9 protein-coding genes are annotated in these 15,945 nt (G+C 72.9%); 4 read left to right on the plus strand and 5 right to left on the minus strand.

The window, feature by feature from the left end:
• Window positions 1-439 precede the first annotated feature (439 nt).
• Genes OG898_RS31930 through xdhC form a run of 3 tightly spaced genes read left to right on the plus strand, consistent with a single transcriptional unit; the run spans window position 440 to window position 5,248 of the window.
• Window positions 440-1,939 carry a xanthine dehydrogenase small subunit gene (locus OG898_RS31930; RefSeq protein ID WP_250738316.1) on the plus strand — a complete coding sequence of 500 codons (1,500 nt, stop codon included), beginning with the start codon at window positions 440-442 and terminating at the stop codon, window positions 1,937-1,939.
• On the plus strand, window positions 1,936-4,344 hold the full coding sequence (xdhB, locus tag OG898_RS31935; RefSeq protein WP_266961670.1) for a xanthine dehydrogenase molybdopterin binding subunit: 2,409 nt from the start codon (window positions 1,936-1,938) through the stop codon (window positions 4,342-4,344). The genes OG898_RS31930 and xdhB overlap by 4 nt, the downstream gene beginning before the upstream one ends.
• A gap of 1 nt (window position 4,345) precedes the next feature.
• A complete protein-coding gene (gene xdhC, locus OG898_RS31940; protein WP_266962676.1) occupies window positions 4,346-5,248 on the plus strand; it encodes a xanthine dehydrogenase accessory protein XdhC in 903 nt (300 codons plus the stop codon).
• A 48-nt stretch (window positions 5,249-5,296) separates the two neighbouring features.
• Here xdhC and OG898_RS31945 read toward each other — a convergent pair whose 3' ends face one another.
• The 5 genes from OG898_RS31945 to OG898_RS31965 all read right to left on the minus strand — a co-directional run bounded on the left by OG898_RS31945 (window position 5,297) and on the right by OG898_RS31965 (window position 11,440).
• On the minus strand, window positions 5,297-6,490 hold the full coding sequence (locus OG898_RS31945) for an MFS transporter (RefSeq protein WP_266961672.1): 1,194 nt from the start codon (window positions 6,488-6,490) through the stop codon (window positions 5,297-5,299).
• Between the two features lie 38 nt (window positions 6,491-6,528).
• Complete coding sequence (locus OG898_RS31950) at window positions 6,529-7,038, minus strand: hypothetical protein (RefSeq protein WP_250738328.1); 510 nt, start codon at window positions 7,036-7,038, stop codon at window positions 6,529-6,531.
• Between the two features lie 131 nt (window positions 7,039-7,169).
• Window positions 7,170-8,267 carry a serine hydrolase gene (locus OG898_RS31955; protein ID WP_250738494.1) on the minus strand — a complete coding sequence of 366 codons (1,098 nt, stop codon included), beginning with the start codon at window positions 8,265-8,267 and terminating at the stop codon, window positions 7,170-7,172.
• 246 nt (window positions 8,268-8,513) lie between these two features.
• Window positions 8,514-10,319, minus strand: coding sequence for a beta-galactosidase family protein (locus OG898_RS31960; RefSeq protein WP_266961674.1), 1,806 nt, complete (start codon window positions 10,317-10,319; stop codon window positions 8,514-8,516).
• A gap of 167 nt (window positions 10,320-10,486) precedes the next feature.
• A complete protein-coding gene (locus OG898_RS31965; protein ID WP_266961676.1) occupies window positions 10,487-11,440 on the minus strand; it encodes a hypothetical protein in 954 nt (317 codons plus the stop codon).
• A gap of 1,193 nt (window positions 11,441-12,633) precedes the next feature.
• On the opposite strand from OG898_RS31965, the gene OG898_RS31970 reads away from it, so the two are divergent.
• Window positions 12,634-15,792, plus strand: a complete 3,159-nt coding sequence (locus OG898_RS31970; protein WP_266961677.1) for an amino acid adenylation domain-containing protein — start codon at window positions 12,634-12,636, stop codon at window positions 15,790-15,792.
• Window positions 15,793-15,945 lie beyond the last annotated feature (153 nt).

Below are 15,945 nucleotides of genomic sequence, written 5' to 3' on the forward strand. Positions count from 1 at the left end.
CCTGTCGCCGCCCTGCCTGCGACTATGCCACTGGTTGCGCGTACGAAGGAGCACCCCGCGCGAGCGGCCGCCTTCATGGAATCGTCCTAAATGGTGCTTGACCGATCAAGCTGCGGCACGTAACTTCGACCGCACCAACTCGAGAGCCCCTGGAAGGAGGCGAAGCCGGATGTCGACCATCTCCGCACTGCTTCGCCTCGCTCACCAGACCGCTTGGGCTCCGGGTCGTGTAGCACACGGCTGCTGAACGGCCCCCCTTCCCGGCGTGCCCGATCGCGGCCCCGGAACGTTTCCATCACTCTGTCACCCTTTACGGCACCTCCTTGCGTGCCGGTTCGCCGCGCTCGCGGGACATCGAGCTGCGGCCACTGAACGAGAAAGCTCCTGCCATGGCGACCAGCACAGTCCGATCGACCGCGCCCCGAAACGAGGACGCACCGTGGTAGCGGCGCGGATCACGGTCAACGGGAAAGAAACACCGATCGCCCCGGCCGCAGCCCACACCACGGTGCTGGACTTCCTGCGCGACCGCGGCCTCACCGGCACCAAGGAGGGCTGCGCCGAGGGCGAATGCGGCGCCTGTTCGGTGCTCGTGGCCCGGCCGGGCGTGCACAAGCCCACCGACTGGGTGGCGGTCAACGCCTGCCTGGTTCCGGCCCTGGCGCTCGACGGTCAGGAGGTCATCACCTCCGAAGGCCTCGCCACCGTCGACGAGGCCGGCGCGGCCACCGCGCTGCACCCCGTGCAGGAGGAGATGGCCGTCCGCGGCGGCTCCCAATGCGGTTACTGCACACCGGGGTTCATCTGCAGCATGGCCTCCGAGTACTACCGGCCCGACCGCTGCGCACACACGGAACCGGATGCCGGACAGGCCGCCGAACCGGCCGCGGATTCCGCCGCCGACGCCGACGCCGAGCACGGCCCGAACGGTTTCGACCTGCACGCGCTGAGCGGAAACCTGTGCCGCTGCACCGGCTACCGTCCCATCCGCGATGCCGCGTTCGCCGTCGGTTCGCCCACCGAGGACGACGTGCTGGCGCAGCGCCGCGAGCAGTCGCCGCCCGCAGCCGCCGCCACCGAATACACCCGGGACGACAGCGCGTTCATCCGGCCCGGCACCCTCGCCGAGACGGTGCGGCTGCTGGGCGAGCGGCCCGATGCGGTGGTGGTCGCCGGCAGTACCGACTGGGGCGTGGAAGTGAACATCCGTTCCCGTCGCGCGAGTTGTGTGGTCGCGGTCGACCGGCTGCCCGAACTGCGGGAGCTGCGCGTCGAGTCCGATCACATCGAGATCGGAGCGGCGCAGACGCTCACCGAGATCGAACGCCGTCTCGACGGCAGTGTCCCGCTCCTGGCCGAGCTGTTCCCGCAGTTCGCGTCCCGGCTCATCCGCAACAGCGCGACCCTCGGCGGCAACCTGGGTACCGGCTCCCCCATCGGCGACAGCCCGCCGGTGCTGCTCGCACTGGAGGCCTCGCTGCTGCTGGCGGGCGCCGACGGTGAGCGCGAGGTCCCCCTGGCCGACTACTTCACCGGCTACCGGCAGAGCGTGCGCCGCCCCGGCGAGCTGATCCGCGCGGTGCGCATCCCGCTGCCGCTGTCGCCCGTCACGGCCTTCCACAAGATCGCCAAGCGGCGCTTCGACGACATCTCCAGCGTGGCGGTCGCCTTCGCGCTCGACATCGAGGACGGGATCGTCCGCAAGGCGCGCATCGGCTTGGGCGGCGTGGCCGCCACCCCGATCCGCGCCCTCTCCACCGAGGCGGCCCTGGAGGGCAGGGCGTGGACGGCGGAGACCGTCGACGCCGCGGCCCGGGTCCTGCGGGCCGAGGGCACCCCGATGGACGACCACCGCGCCAGCGCCCTCTACCGCTCCGCGATGCTCGGCCAGAGCCTGAACAAGCTGTACGCGCAAACCACCGAGGCGGTGTCGTCATGAGCCAGTTGTCCGAGCGTCCCGAAAAGCCCGTCGTCGGTCTGTCGATGCCGCACGAGAGTGCGAACCTGCACGTCACCGGTGCGGCGCTCTACACCGACGACCTGGTCCACCGCACCAAGGACGTCCTGCACGCCTACCCGGTCCAGGTCATGAAGGCCCACGGCAGGATCACGGCGCTGCGCACCGAGCCGGCGCTCGCCGTGCCCGGGGTGGTCCGCGTACTGACCGGGGCCGACGTGCCCGGCGTCAACGACGCGGGGATGAAGCACGACGAGCCGCTGTTCCCCGACACCGTCATGTTCCACGGCCACGCGGTGGCCTGGGTCCTGGGCGAGACCGTGGAGGCGGCCCGGCTCGGTGCGGCGGCCGTCGAGGTGGAACTCGACGAACAGCCCTCCGTGATCACCCTGCGGGAGGCGATCGAGACCGAGAGCTTCCACGGCGCCCGGCCCATGATGGTGACCGGTGACGTCGAAGCCGGCTTCGAGGACTCCGCGCACGTGTTCACCGGGGAGTTCCAGTTCTCCGACCAGGAGCACTTCTATCTCGAAACGCACGCGGCGCTCGCCCTCCTGGACGAGAACGGGCAGATGTTCGTCCAGAGCAGCACCCAGCACCCCTCGGAGACGCAGGAGATCGTCGCCCACGTACTCGGCCTGCACAGCCACGAGGTGACCGTGCAGTGCCTGCGGATGGGCGGCGGCTTCGGCGGCAAGGAGATGCAGCCGCACGGGTTCGCGGCCGTCGCCGCGCTCGGCGCCAAGCTCACCGGCCGGCCGGTCCGGGTACGGCTCAACCGGACCCAGGACCTGACCATGTCCGGCAAGCGCCACGGGTTCCACGCCACGTGGAGGATCGGCTTCGACGCCGAGGGCCGCATCCAGGCCCTGGACGCCACCCTGACCGCCGACGGCGGCTGGAGCCTGGACCTTTCCGAGCCCGTGGTGGCCCGCGCGCTGTGCCACATCGACAACACCTACTGGATCCCCAACGCGCGCATCGCCGGCCGCATCGCCAAGACCAACAAGGTCTCCAACACGGCCTTCCGCGGCTTCGGCGGACCCCAGGGCATGCTGGTGATCGAGGACATCATGGGCCGGTGCGCGCCGCTGCTCGGCCTGGATCCGATGGAGCTGCGCGAGCGCAACTTCTACCGCCAGGGCCAGTCGACGCCGTACGGGCAGCCCGTCCCCCACCCCGAGCGGATCTCCGTCATCTGGCAGCAGGTCCGGGAGGACGCCGCCCTGGCCGAGCGCACGCGCGAGATCGCGGCCTTCAACGCCGCGCACCCGCACACCAAGCGGGCGCTCGCGATGACCGGGATCAAGTTCGGCATCTCCTTCAACCTCACCGCCTTCAACCAGGCCGGTGCGCTGGTGCTGGTCTACAAGGACGGCTCCGTCCTGATCAACCACGGCGGCACCGAGATGGGGCAGGGCCTGCACACCAAGATGCTGCAGGTGGCCGCGACCACGCTGGGCATCCCGCTGCACAAGGTGCGCCTCGCCCCGACGCGCACCGACAAGGTGCCCAACACCTCGGCGACCGCCGCGAGTGCGGGGGCGGACCTCAACGGCGCGGCGGTGAAGAACGCCTGCGAGCAGATCCGCGAGCGGCTGCTCCAGGTGGCCGGCACGCAGTTGGGTACGAACGCCTCGGACGTGCGCATCGTCGAGGGCGTCGCGCGCGCCCTGGGCGTCGACAAGGAGCTGGCCTGGGACGACCTGGTGCGCACCGCGTACTTCCAGCGGGTCCAGCTCTCGGCGGCCGGTTTCTACCGGACCGAGGGGCTGCACTGGGACGCGAAGGCGTTCCACGGATCGCCGTTCAAGTACTTCTCCTACGGGGCCGCCGCGACCGAGGTGGAAGTGGACGGCTTCACCGGCGCGTACCGGATCCGGCGGGTGGACATCGTCCACGATGTCGGCGACAGCCTCTCCCCGATGATCGACATCGGGCAGGTCGAGGGCGGTTTCGTCCAGGGCGCGGGCTGGCTGACGCTGGAGGACATGCGCTGGGACTCCGGGGACGGCCCGAACCGCGGCCGCCTGCTGACCCAGGCCGCGAGCACCTACAAGCTGCCGAGCTTCTCGGAGATGCCCGAGGAGTTCAACGTCCGGCTGATGGAGAACGCCACCGAGGAGGGCGCCGTCTACGGGTCCAAGGCGGTCGGTGAGCCCCCGCTGATGCTGGCCTTCTCGGTGCGTGAGGCCTTGCGCCAGGCGGCCGCGGAGTTCGGGCCCGCCGGAATCAGCGTGGAGCTGGCCTCGCCGGCCACGCCGGAGGCGGTGTACTGGGCGATCGAGGGAGCCCGCCGGGGTGGCGCGCCGGGCAGCGGGATCCTCGCCGATAGCCGCGCCGGCGCCGGCGCCGGCGCCGATGCAAGCGCCTTGAGCAATGTCTGACATGAGCTGGGTCGCCGCGGTCGCGCGGTTGCGGGCACGCCGGGAAGCCGGCGTGCTCGTGACCGTCGCGACCGTGCGCGGCCACGCGCCGCGCAGGGCCGGTGCCAAGCTCGTCGTGGGGCGGACCGAGACCTGGGGGTCGATCGGCGGGGGCAACATCGAGGCCGTCGCCATCGACCGGGCGCGCGAGCTGAGCGGCGCGGCCGATCCGGAGCCGGAGCTGATGGAGTTCGCGCTGAACGACAAGGTCACCAGCCGGCACGGCGTGCAGTGCTGCGGCGGAGCCGTCACCGTGCTGCTCGAACCGCTGCCGGTGGTCCAGGCGGTGGCCGTCTTCGGAGTCGGGCACGTCGGGCTGGAGCTGGCGCGCATCCTGGCCCGCCAGGACCTCGACCTGCACCTCGTCGACAGCCGCCCGGACATGCTCACGGACGAGCGGCTCGGGGTGCTCTCGGACGCGGTGGCGCAGGTCCACGTGCACCACACCCCGCTGCTGCCGGAGACGGTGCTCGGGGAGCTGCCGCCCGGTACCCACGTCCTGATCATGACGCACGATCACGCCGAGGACGCCGCGCTGTGCGACGCCGCCCTGCGCACCCCCGGGCTCGGTTCGATCGGTCTGATCGGCTCGTCCGCGAAGTGGGCGCGGTTCCGGCAGCGCCTGGCCACCGAGGGCGGTCACGACGCCGGCACCATCGACCGGATCACGACGCCGATCGGGTTGACCGAGATCACGGGCAAGGAGCCCGCCACGATCGCGGTGAGCGTCGCGGCGGACCTGCTCCGCACCTTCGAGCGGGACCGGCAGTGGGCGGTTCCGGTCCCGGATCCGGATCCGGATCCGGATCCGGTTCCGAACACCATCGCCCAGGTGACGTACCCCACGGCCGCCGGCGGCGCGTGAACCCTCGGCGGCCCACGCGCCGCCGGGCGGCCGGGCGGTCCCGCGCGCTCAGTTCGCGGCGGCCCGCGCCGGTCGCCTGAGCAGGTAGCCGGCCGCGCCCAGGACGAGCACCGCCATGCAGGCGATGAACACCAGTCCCGCGCCCTCCAGCCCGAGGGGGCCCTCCAGTACGCCCACTCCGATCACGGGCAGCGAGATGCCCGTGCAGGCCACCAGGAACAGGGTGGAGATCACGGCCGCCCGCTGGTCCGCGGGGGACGCTCCGGCCACGGCGGACAGTGCCCCGCGGAAGGCGAGCCCCTGACCGACTCCGCTGACGAGGGCGCTCAGCACCACCAGGACCAGCAGGTCCCACCACAGTGCGCCGGCGAGCAGCGCCAGCCCGGCGAAGAGCACGGCGCACCCCAGCGGCAGCGAGCGCTCCACCCCGATGCGGCCGACGGCCAGCTGCCCGGCAGTGGAGGCGAAGAAGGCCAGGGCGACCACCAGCCCGCTCACGGCCCGGTTGTGCACGTCCAGGGACTCCGCGAGGAACGCCGGGCTGACGGAGGTGAACACCCCGAAGAGGGCGAAGCCCACGAACGCGGCGATCGCGGCCGGCCCGAACACCGCCCGCACCTGCGGGGGCAGGGCCGGCTTCTGCGGTCGTACGGTGCTCAGCGGCCGCCGCTCGCGCACCGTCTCCGGAAGCCGCAGCAGGACCACGGCCGCGGCAGCCACGAGCGCGAGGTGCACCACGAAGGGCAGGTACAGCGGCCAGGAGGCGTACTGCGCCAGGATTCCGGCGAGCAGCGGACCGCAGCCCAGTCCGCCCATGTTGGCGGCCGTCGCGACGAACGTGGCCCGGGAGGCGCCGCCGGGCGGTGCAAGCTCCATCACGTACGCCGTGGCGGCCCCGGTGAACAGGCCTGCGGACAGGCCGGACAGCAGCCGTCCCGCGTACAGCCAGGGCATTCCGTCGGCGCACAGGAAGCAGACGGCGCTCGCCGCGGCGAAGCCCAGCCCCGCCAGCAGCACCGGCCGCCGGCCCACGGCGTCCGAGGCATTGCCCGCCAGCAGCAGTACGCCGATGACCCCGAAGGCGTACACGGCGTACACCACGGTCACCATCAGCGCGGAGAAGCCGAACTTCTCCTGGTAGAGCCCGTAGAGCGGGGTCGGCAGCGTGGTGCCGGCCATGCAGACGACGAACACCGCACCGCTCAGCAGGCACCGGCGCCACGCTTGTCGATCAAGGTCCATGGGGCCGACCGTATCCCGTGGGGAGCTCGGGGCTCGCGTCAGTACACCAGCTTGTAGGTCACGTCCTTGGGGACGGGGTCCGGTGCGGTGTCGGTGTAGAGGAGCCGGATCATGGTGAAGCGCCGGAGGTCGGGGTGGTCCGGCCAGGCCTGCGGATGGCTCAGGGTCACCGTGACCGGGTAGGCGCGGAAGCGGCCGGCCGCGCAGTACGGGCGGCAGTCGTTCACCATGTCGGTGCCGGTGGCCGTAGCGCTGCCCGGCCCCCAGCTGTCCCAGCGGAGACCGACGAGCCGGTTGTTCCCGTCGCCGCAGGCGAGGATGTACTCCGTGGGGCGCGTCTGCGCCTGCGAGAAGCAGTCGACGAGCACGACCGGATCCTGTGGATCCGGTGTGCGGGCGGACGAGGCGGCGCCGCCGGTGTGGGCGGAGGAGGAGGCGGAGGCCGGGATCACGGCGGCCGTCAGCGCGGCCACCGCGCACAGCAAGGTCGCCGTCCGCACCTTGCGCCGGGATGCGCGTGCGGGGCGGCCACCTGCGGAAACGTTCACGGAAGAGACCTTCCTCGCGGCTCTGCGCTCCGCCGGCACCACCGGCGTCCTCCCAGCTTCCCCCATGGGAGTGGGGCCCGCACCCGCGGGAACAGCGCGGGTGCGGGCGGGTCACGGGGGCGGGCGCCGGGTCACTTGCGCAGCAGGGCGCAGACGAAGTCCTCCTGGACCTCCCGGACCTGTGCGAGCAGGTCGGGGTTGCTGGTCAGGGAGGTCTGAGCGGTGATCGAGAAGGTCAGCGAGCGGCGGCCGTCCGCCGTGGCCGCCGCGAGCTGCGTGTAGCCGGCCGTGTTGCCGGTGTGGCCGTACACCGTTCCGCAGCGCGTGGTGTAGCGGAAGATCGCCAGGCCCGCCTCGGAGCGGCCGGGGCCGGGGGGCTGGGACAGGGCGCCGGGGATGAACCTGAACTGCTCGCGCCGGGTGCGCTCCGAGACGAGGGCGCCGCCCGCGTAGCCCCGGATGAAGGCGGTCAGGTCCTTCGGCGTCGAGACGATGCCTCCGGACGCCCAGGCCCCGGAGGCGCCCACGGCCTCGCTGACGTCGATGGGCCCCTCCTGCGGATCGATCTGGTAGCCGTGGAGGAAGGGGGTGGGCAGCCGGTATCCCTGGGGCAGGCTCGTGGCCCGCAGGCCCAGGGGTTCGTAGACGAACTCGCGCAGCAGTGTCTCGTACCGGCGTCCGGTGGCGGCCTCGGCCATGAGGGCGACGGCGATGTTGTCGGAGTTGGAGTACTCGTAGCGGCTGCCCGGGGGGAAGGCGAGGTCCTCGTCGGCTACGAAATCCAGCAGGCGGCGGGAGTCGAAGCGGTGACGGGGGTCCTCGGAGATGATGTCGCGGAACCCCTCGGAGGCCGAGTAGTCCGGCAATCCGCTGGTGTGGTTCAGCAGTTGGCGGAGCGTCACTTCATGCCAGGCCTCCGGCTGCCCGGGGAGCACCTCACCGATCGTGTCGTCCAGGTGCAGCCGGCCTCGGTCGACGAGTCCGAGGGCCACCGCTCCGCTGAAGGCCTTGGCCACGCTGGCGATCCGCATGTGGTCCGTCGCCCGCGGCGGCCGGCCGCTCTCCACGTCGGCCACGCCGGCCCGGTAGACCTCCGTGCGCTCGCCGTCGCGCAGGACGGCGATGACCCCGGGGGGCCCGTCGGGCCGCTCCACCAGCTCCCGCAGTTCCTGGTGGAGGGCGGCCCCGGGGGGCGGGTTCCGGTCCGCTCCGGCCTGTGCGGGCTGCACGGAGACGGCGAGCAGGGCGCCGCACGCGGCGGTGGCGGCGGCCAGGCGCAGCGACGGACGGATGCGACCGGAGTGGCCGTGCGGGCGTCGGGACACGGAGGTACCTCCCGGGGAAGACGGACGCGGTGGCCCACGATGGCAGGGCCCGCTCCGGCTCCGGCGGCGACGCGGCCGCACGCCCGCGCTCCGTGGCCCATCCGGCCCTGGCGGGCTCGCGCGGCGCCTGGGGCCTGGGGCCTGTCGCGGCTACCAGACGGGGATGGGCGCGGGCGCCTCCGTGCCGAGGTCCGGTGCGTCGCGGAGTTCGACGGTGGTCCCGGGCCGGTGGAGCTCGAGGATCACCAGGGTGTTCCCGCCCGCGCGCCAGAGGGGACCCGGTGCGTACAGGGTCTTCTGCGGGCCGCGCTCCCAGAACCTGCCCAGGGCGAAGCCGTTCAGCCAGACCATGCCCTTGGTCCACCCGGGGAGGGCGATGAACGCGTCGGCCGGGGCGTCCAGTTCGACGGTGACCCTGTGGAAGGACGGGCCGTCCGGGAGCTCACCGGGGCCGAACCGGAGTCCCGACAGGTCGTCGAGGGGCAGCGGCCTGATCTCCCAGCCGAACTGGTACTGGTTGTCCAGCCTGACCCCGTCGCGGATGCCCTTGCGATCGGCCAGCAGGGGGCCGTAGTTGATGCGCCCCTGGTTCTCCACGAGGATGTCGAGCTCCGCTCCCCCGTCGGGTACGGCGACGGTCAGCGCGGCGAGCGGCTCGTCGCGTTCCAGCAGCCCGATCTCCCGTCCGTCCAGGAAGACCTGGGCGCGGTCGGCCAGCCCGTCGATGCGCAGCGCCGCCTCGGGCAGGGGTCCCCGTAGGCGGGTCCGGTAGTGGATCAGGCCCAGGGACTGGCCCGCTTCCTCCATGGTCAGCGGCTCGACGTGGTGCACGGGCTTGGCGAGCGCGTCCAGGGAGTCGGCCAGCGAGACGTGTTCGTCCACGGTGAGCACCCGGGGAACGACCCGCGGGGGCAGGGCGGGCGGTTCGTGGGTGACGGGGGCGGTGTGACGGCCGATGACCTCGCGGAAGAGGTGGAACTTGTGGGTGAGTTCGCCGGCCTCGCCGACGGGGGCGTCGTAGTCGTAGCTCGTCACGTCGGGCTGGTAGGTGGTGCCGTCGTGGTTGGCGCCGTTCCACCAGCCGAAGTTGGTGCCGCCGTGTCCCATGTAGATGTTCACCGATGCGCCCGCGGCGAGCAGGCTGTCCAGGGTGGCGGCGGCTTCCTGCGCGTCGCGCGTGTGGTGCGGCTCGCCCCAGTGGTCGAACCAGCCGTGCCAGTACTCCACACAGACCAGCGGGCCTTCCGGCTGGTACGTGCGCAGGGTCGCGAGCGAGCTCTCGGGGCGCGAGCCGAAGGTTCCGGTGGTGAGGACGCCGGGGATGCGGCCGCCGAGCTGGAACCCGTGGTCGGCCCCGTCGGTGGTGAACAGCAGGCAGTCCAGGCCCCGTCGGACCAGGCCGTCGCGGAGGTGTTCCAGGTAGCCGGTGTCGTTGCCGAAGCTGCCGTACTCGTTCTCGACGCCCACCGCCACCACCGGCCCGCCCCGGCTGCCGAGCAGGGGGACCAGTACGGGCGCCAGGGTGTCGAACCACGCGTCGACCGCGGCCAGGTAGGCGGGGTCGCGGCGGCGGAGCCGGATCGTGCGGTCGGCCAGCAGCCAGCCGGGCAGTCCGCCGAAGTCCCATTCGGCGCAGATGTAGGGGCCGGGCCGGACGATGACGTCGAGTCCCAGGTCGCCGGCGGTGCGGATGAAGGCCGCCACGTCGTTCGGCCCGTCGAAGGTGAACGTGCCGGGCCTGGGCTCGTGGACGTTCCAGGCCACGTAGGTCTCGATGGTGTTCACGCCCATCGCGCGCAGGCGCAGCAGGCGGTCGGCCCAGAGGTCGGGGTGCACCCGGAAGTAGTGGATGGCCGCGGAGACGATCCGGTGCGGGCGGCCGTTCCGCAGGAAGCCGGTCTCGTCCGTGGTCAGCGTCGTGATCGGCGTCGCGACGGGCGGGTGGGGTGGCTGCACGTGTGCGCTCTCTTTCGGTGCTCCGGGTGCTGCTCGACTCGTCGACCGACGGGGCTCCGGCAGGAGGGAACCCCGCATAGAAAGCGCTTTCTACGGCCGCGGATCACGCTAGGCCGAACCAGCCCGGGGGGTCAAGGGAGATCGCGCATGCGGGAGCGGCGGTGGGCTCACTCGTCGAGGAAGAAGGCGGTCCTGCGGACCGTGAGGGAGCGGGTCATCGTGCGCAGGTCGTCGTCGGAGACCGTGGGGCCGCCTCCGGTGAGGACCACGATGGCGCCCTGGCGTCGCGCGATGTACCGGACGGAGTCGTACGTGGGCGAGCGCCAGGTGTCGGGGGCCACCTGTTCGCAGGGGCCCGTGTCGCGCTGCGCGCTCGCGGACTCGACCTCGCACGTGTCCGGAGGCGCGAAGCCCGGCAGCTGCGGTGCGACGGTCACCCGGATGCCGCGCGCCTCGCGGTCGGCGGCGCTGGTGGGAACCGAGGACGGCAGGATCAGGTAGCCGAAGGTGCCGCCGTACGTGCCGGCCTCCGCGAAGTGCACGCGGTAGCCGTCCAGGTCGGGGGCCAGCAACGGGACCTGGGAGGCGGCGAGTCGCTGCTCCCGGTACTGCGATATCTGCCGATCGTCGAGCACGCCCGTCAGCGGCCACAGCAGGACGAGGACCCCCGCGAGCACCCCCCAGCGCCTGCGGGAGCCGACGCCGGGAAGAGCGACGGCGGCCGCGGCCGCGTACGCCGCGGCCAGCAGGAGCGGAGCGGTGAACAAGAGCCATGGCCCCGAGGGACCCGCCCGGGCGGACAGGACGGCTGCCAGCACGCCCAGCACCCCGCCCACTCCGGCCACCCGCCAGGCAGGACGGACGCCGACCACCCGCAGCACCACCCACCCGAGCAGGGTCGCCACCACGGGCACGGCCGCCATCAGCGTGAGGAAGAACCCCACGCACCCCCAGCCCTCGCTCTGGCAGAAGTCCTCCAACTCCCAGGGCAGGAAGGGAACCAGGATGCGCAGGCCCCCCAGCAGCGCGCCCACACCGGCGGGCCGGACCAACGGCCGGAGAGCTTCGCTGCCACTGGTACGGCCCGCCCCGCCGCCCTTTTCCTCGACCGTCACGTCCATGCCCGCCGCCCCTCGGTGAACACCCAACCAGGCCACCCATCGTGGTGGCGCTGCCGTGCTCACACCATGAGTACGGATACTCATTCGCCCGGGCCGAGGGCCTCGGGCTCGGCCTGTCCATCGTGCAGGCCATCGCCCACGCCGCGGCGCGGGCCCCGGTCCCCCGGACTGGAACTCGTTGGGGCTGGCACGCCTTGTCGGCCGCCTTGAAGACCGGGCCCCGCGGGTCGACACCCAGCGTGTCGCCGTTGAGGTCGAGCCCGCCCTCGGAATTAAGGTCGGGGAACCTGGGGACTCCGTTCTCCCGCATGCACTTCGCATACGCGAGCGTGCTCTTCTTGTCGCCCGCGGCCGACTTCGAGGCGCCCGGTGCGGCGGAGTCGCCGTCATCACCGCCGGCTCCGCCGCACGCGCCCGCTAGCAGAAGGACGGCCGCCACCCCCGGCCGCGGAGGCCACCGGCGACCGGGCCACCTCGGTCGCCGAGTGCTCGTGCTGTGCGGGCGACCGTGGCCAGAGGCACCGCGCATGTCAATCTCCGTCCCTCGTGGAGGTTCCTGTCGGCTTCGCCGGCGACGGGCGCGGACGAAGCCCGGACTCTTGATCCCACGCTAGGGACCAGGGGGTTTCGGGGAGCTATCGCCAACGCCGGGACCGCGGCCCGGTCGGCGGACCGAGGGCGTCCGCTCATCCACCGGACACGCCTCCCGTGGCAGTCGCAACGTCGCGCGCAACGACCGACCTCCGCGCGGCGGTCCATCTGCCGCCAGCTGCTTGAGGGTTGATGAACTGTCAGGGATGAGCACACCTGCGGACTTTGGGTGGACGTCGGTGGAGCTCGGCCCGTACATGGTGGTTGATTCCGGGCCATGGACGGCTCTTGACGGTACATGGGCGTTGTGCGAATCTCTCGACAGGTCTGGACCAATTGTCTTCATCGGGTGGGGGCCCGAGCTGTCAGACGTCTCCGGCGATCCTCGGATTTCCGGCGGTCCCGACCACTCACGGCCATCGGCCGGTCCCCGGGGGAGGGCCGGACGTCCACGGTGGCCGGTGCCGTCACCGAACCCGTTCGCCGCAGCCTGCCGTTGACCTCTGAAGCCCTGACGCGCGGTACTCCGCGCCCCATGCTGCGTCCGCACGTTGACGTGCGCTGCTCTTCCACCCTGCTCCGACGTCCTAAGTGAGCCGCCGATGTCCGAAGTACTCCCCTTGCCCCCCTGCAGACCGGCCTCGCCGGCCCAGCAGGGCGTCTGGCTGACCGATCGACTGGGACTGGCCCGCGAGGCGTTCCACATGCCGGTGCGGATCTCCTTCGACCGGATCGACGCGGAGGCGCTGGCCCGCGCGGTGCGCGCCGTGACCAGGCGTCACCCGGCCCTGGCCGCCCGGCTGGTGGAGCGTGACGGCCGGGTCTGGCAGGAAGCGGCGGCGCAGCGGCCCGAACTGGTGCAGCTCGCAGCGCCCGCGGACGAGGCCGACTTGGAGAAGCGGCTGGAGGAGGAGACCGCCCGCCCGTTCACCCTGGAGACCGGCCCGCTCAGCCGCTTCACCCTGCACCGGCGCGCCGACGGCAGCGCCGAGCTGCTGGTCACCGCCCACCACGCGGTCTTCGACGGCAACTCCAAGGACGTCCTGACCCGGGACCTCGCAGCCGCGTACGGCTCGGCGCTCCTGCCCGAGCCCACCGCACCGGCCACACCGGTCACATCGCTCACACCGGGAGCCTCGACGGCGGATCCGGGCACCGTACGGAGGGCCTCCGAGTGGTACGGGCCGCGTTGGGCCGCCGCCACCGACCCGGTACTGCCCGGCGCACCGCGTACGCCGACCGCGGCCGGGGCCGGTGAGGCGGTCGAGTGGCGCCTCGACGGCGCCGAGGCCAGGGAGTTGGCCACTGCGGCCGCCCTCGCCGGCACCACCGTCTTCGAGTTCCTGCTCGCGGCTCTGCACGGACTGCTGCGCCGCTACGGCGGCGAAGCCGTGCCGGTGTCCGTCCCGCTCTCCACCCGGACGCCAGAACTCGCAGATGAAATAGGGTTGTTCGTCAACGAGCTACCCGTCCATGCGCCCGCGGCCGGTGCATCGGAGACCTTCGCCGCCTTCGCCTCCGCCGTACGGACCGAGCTGCGGGCCGGCTACCCGTACCGCGGCGTGCCCTTCGGCAGCGCCGTCGCCGGACTGGGCCCCCGCGTCGGCCTGACCGCGGTCTCGCTCGGCTACCGCAGACGCGGCCCGGACCCGGACTTCGCCGGCACCGGCGCCCGGATCGCCTGGGCGGTGCACAACCGCACCGCCCGCAACACCCTCCACCTCCAGGTCGTCGAAGCCCCCGCCGGCCACGGCCCCCTGGGCGGCGGCATCGACTTCAGCCTCCAGTACGACCCGGCCGTGCTCGCCCCGGACACCGCCCGCCGGATCGCCGGCCACTACGGCACCCTGCTCGCCGGGGCGGTCGCCGCGCCCGAGACCCGACTGCCGGACCTTCCGCTGCTGGACGCCGCCGAGCTCCGGGCCGTCACCACCGCGCCGAACGCCACCGCCCGGCCCTATCCGGCCGACCGGACCGTGCTCGACCTGGTCCGCGCCCAGGCCGCCGCCACTCCCGAGGCGATCGCGGTCAGCGCGGCCGACCGCCATCTCGGCTACCGCGAACTTGTCCTCCGTACCGATCACTTGGCCGCTGCACTGCGCGCTGCCGGCGTCGGGCCCGGCGACCTGGTCGCCCTCCACCTGGACCGCACTGCGGACCTGCCCGCCGCGCTGCTCGCCGTCCTCGCCACCGGCGCGGCGTACCTGCCGCTGGACCCCGGCTATCCGGCCGAGCGCCTCGCCCTCGTGCTGCGCGACTCCGGAGCCGTTCTGGTGCTCGCGGACCGCGAGCCCTCCCCGGAGGTCGCCGCAGCCGCCCCCGCGGTCCTACGGATCCCCGCGCCGTCGGCGCAGGACCCGGCCGAGGCCTCCACCGCCGCCGTCTCCGCCACGGACTCCGACTCCGACCCCGGTCCGGACGACGTGGCGTACGTCCTCTACACCTCCGGCTCCACGGGCCGCCCCAAGGGTGTTTCCGTCGGCCACCGGGCACTGGTCAACCTGCTCACCTCCTTCGCCGACCGGCTCGGCTCCGGCCCGCAGCACGCCTGGCTCGGCTTGACCTCGCTCTCGTTCGACATCTCCGCGCTGGAGCTCTACCTGCCGCTCATCACCGGCGGCCGCCTGGTCCTGGCCCCGGACGGCCTCGCCGTGGACGGCCCCGGCCTGCTCGCGCTGATCGCCGCCGAGGGTGTCACCCACGTCCAGGCCACCCCCTCCGGCTGGCGGGTGATGCTCACGGCCGGGAGCGGCTCCGGCCCTCTCACCACCGTCACGGGCCTCGCCGGCGGCGAGGCACTGCCGCTGCCGCTCGCCCGCGACCTGCGCGCGCGCACCGCCCGGCTGTTCAACGTGTACGGGCCCACCGAGACCACCATCTGGTCCACCTGTGCCGAACTCCCCGCCGAGCCGGAGCAGGTCAGGATCGGCCGCCCGATCGCCAACACCCAGACGTACGTGGTCGACGAGCAGCTGAACCCCACCCCGCTCGGCATCCCCGGCGAGCTGCTGATCGGCGGGGACGGCGTCGCCCACGGCTACCTCGGCCGACCCGGACTCACCGCCGAACGCTTCGTGCAGAGCCCCTTCGGCCCGCCCGGCGCCCGGCTGTACCGCACCGGGGACCGCGCCGTGTGGACGCCCGACGGCGAGCTCGACTTCCTCGGCCGGATCGACGACCAGGTCAAGATCCGCGGCCACCGGATCGAACTCGGCGAGATCGAGTCCGCCCTGCTGGAACACCCCGCCCTCGCCCAGGCCGCCGTTGCCGTCCACACCGAGGAGGACGGGGAGCCCTTCCTCGCCGGCTACCTGGTCCCGGCCGCGGGCGCCCCGTCGCCCGCCCCGGCCGACCTGCGCGACCACCTGATGCGCACGCTGCCGGCGGCGATGACACCGCAGCGCTGGCTCACCATGGAGCGCCTGCCGCTCACCCCGAACGGCAAGTTGGACCGGCGGGCCCTGCCGGTACCGCCCCGCGAGGCTCCGACGCCACGGGCCGACGACACGGGCGACACCACCGACATGGGCGACGCAGGCGACGCGACCACCGGAACGGTCCGCCGGATCTGGGCCGAGGTGCTGAACCTGCCCGATGTCGGCCCCGAGGACGACCTGTTCGACCTCGGCGGGCATTCGCTCACGGTGATCCAGATCGCCGCCCGGATCCGCGACGCGCTCGGCGTGGAGCTGGACTTCGACGTCTTCTTCGACGTCCCGACCCCGGCCGGCATCGCCGCCGCCGTCCGCGCACGCCAGTAGGTCCTCCCTTACGGACCGCGCCGGGCCCGCGCCGCCCGGTACGCCGGGTACACCCGGCACGCCGGGCAGGGGCCGCTCGGCCCTGCCCGGCCCCACACGGCCCCACTCGACGCCGCTCGGCCGTGCCGGGCCCGGCCTCACCGTGCCCCCGCC

This window comes from Streptomyces sp. NBC_00193 (assembly GCF_026342735.1).
GTDB lineage: Bacteria > Actinomycetota > Actinomycetes > Streptomycetales > Streptomycetaceae > Streptomyces > Streptomyces stoeckheimensis.

Bases quoted from the DNA above. Each gene is read 5' to 3' on its own strand.
- xdhB (WP_266961670.1), top strand. From the start codon at position 1,936: ATGAGCCAGTTGTCCGAGCGTCCCGAAAAGCCCGTCGTCGGTCTGTCG.
- xdhC (WP_266962676.1), top strand. From the start codon at position 4,346: ATGAGCTGGGTCGCCGCGGTCGCGCGGTTGCGGGCACGCCGGGAAGCC.
- OG898_RS31945 (WP_266961672.1), bottom strand. From the start codon at position 6,490: ATGGACCTTGATCGACAAGCGTGGCGCCGGTGCCTGCTGAGCGGTGCG.
- OG898_RS31965 (WP_266961676.1), bottom strand. From the start codon at position 11,440: ATGGACGTGACGGTCGAGGAAAAGGGCGGCGGGGCGGGCCGTACCAGT.
- OG898_RS31970 (WP_266961677.1), top strand. From the start codon at position 12,634: ATGTCCGAAGTACTCCCCTTGCCCCCCTGCAGACCGGCCTCGCCGGCC.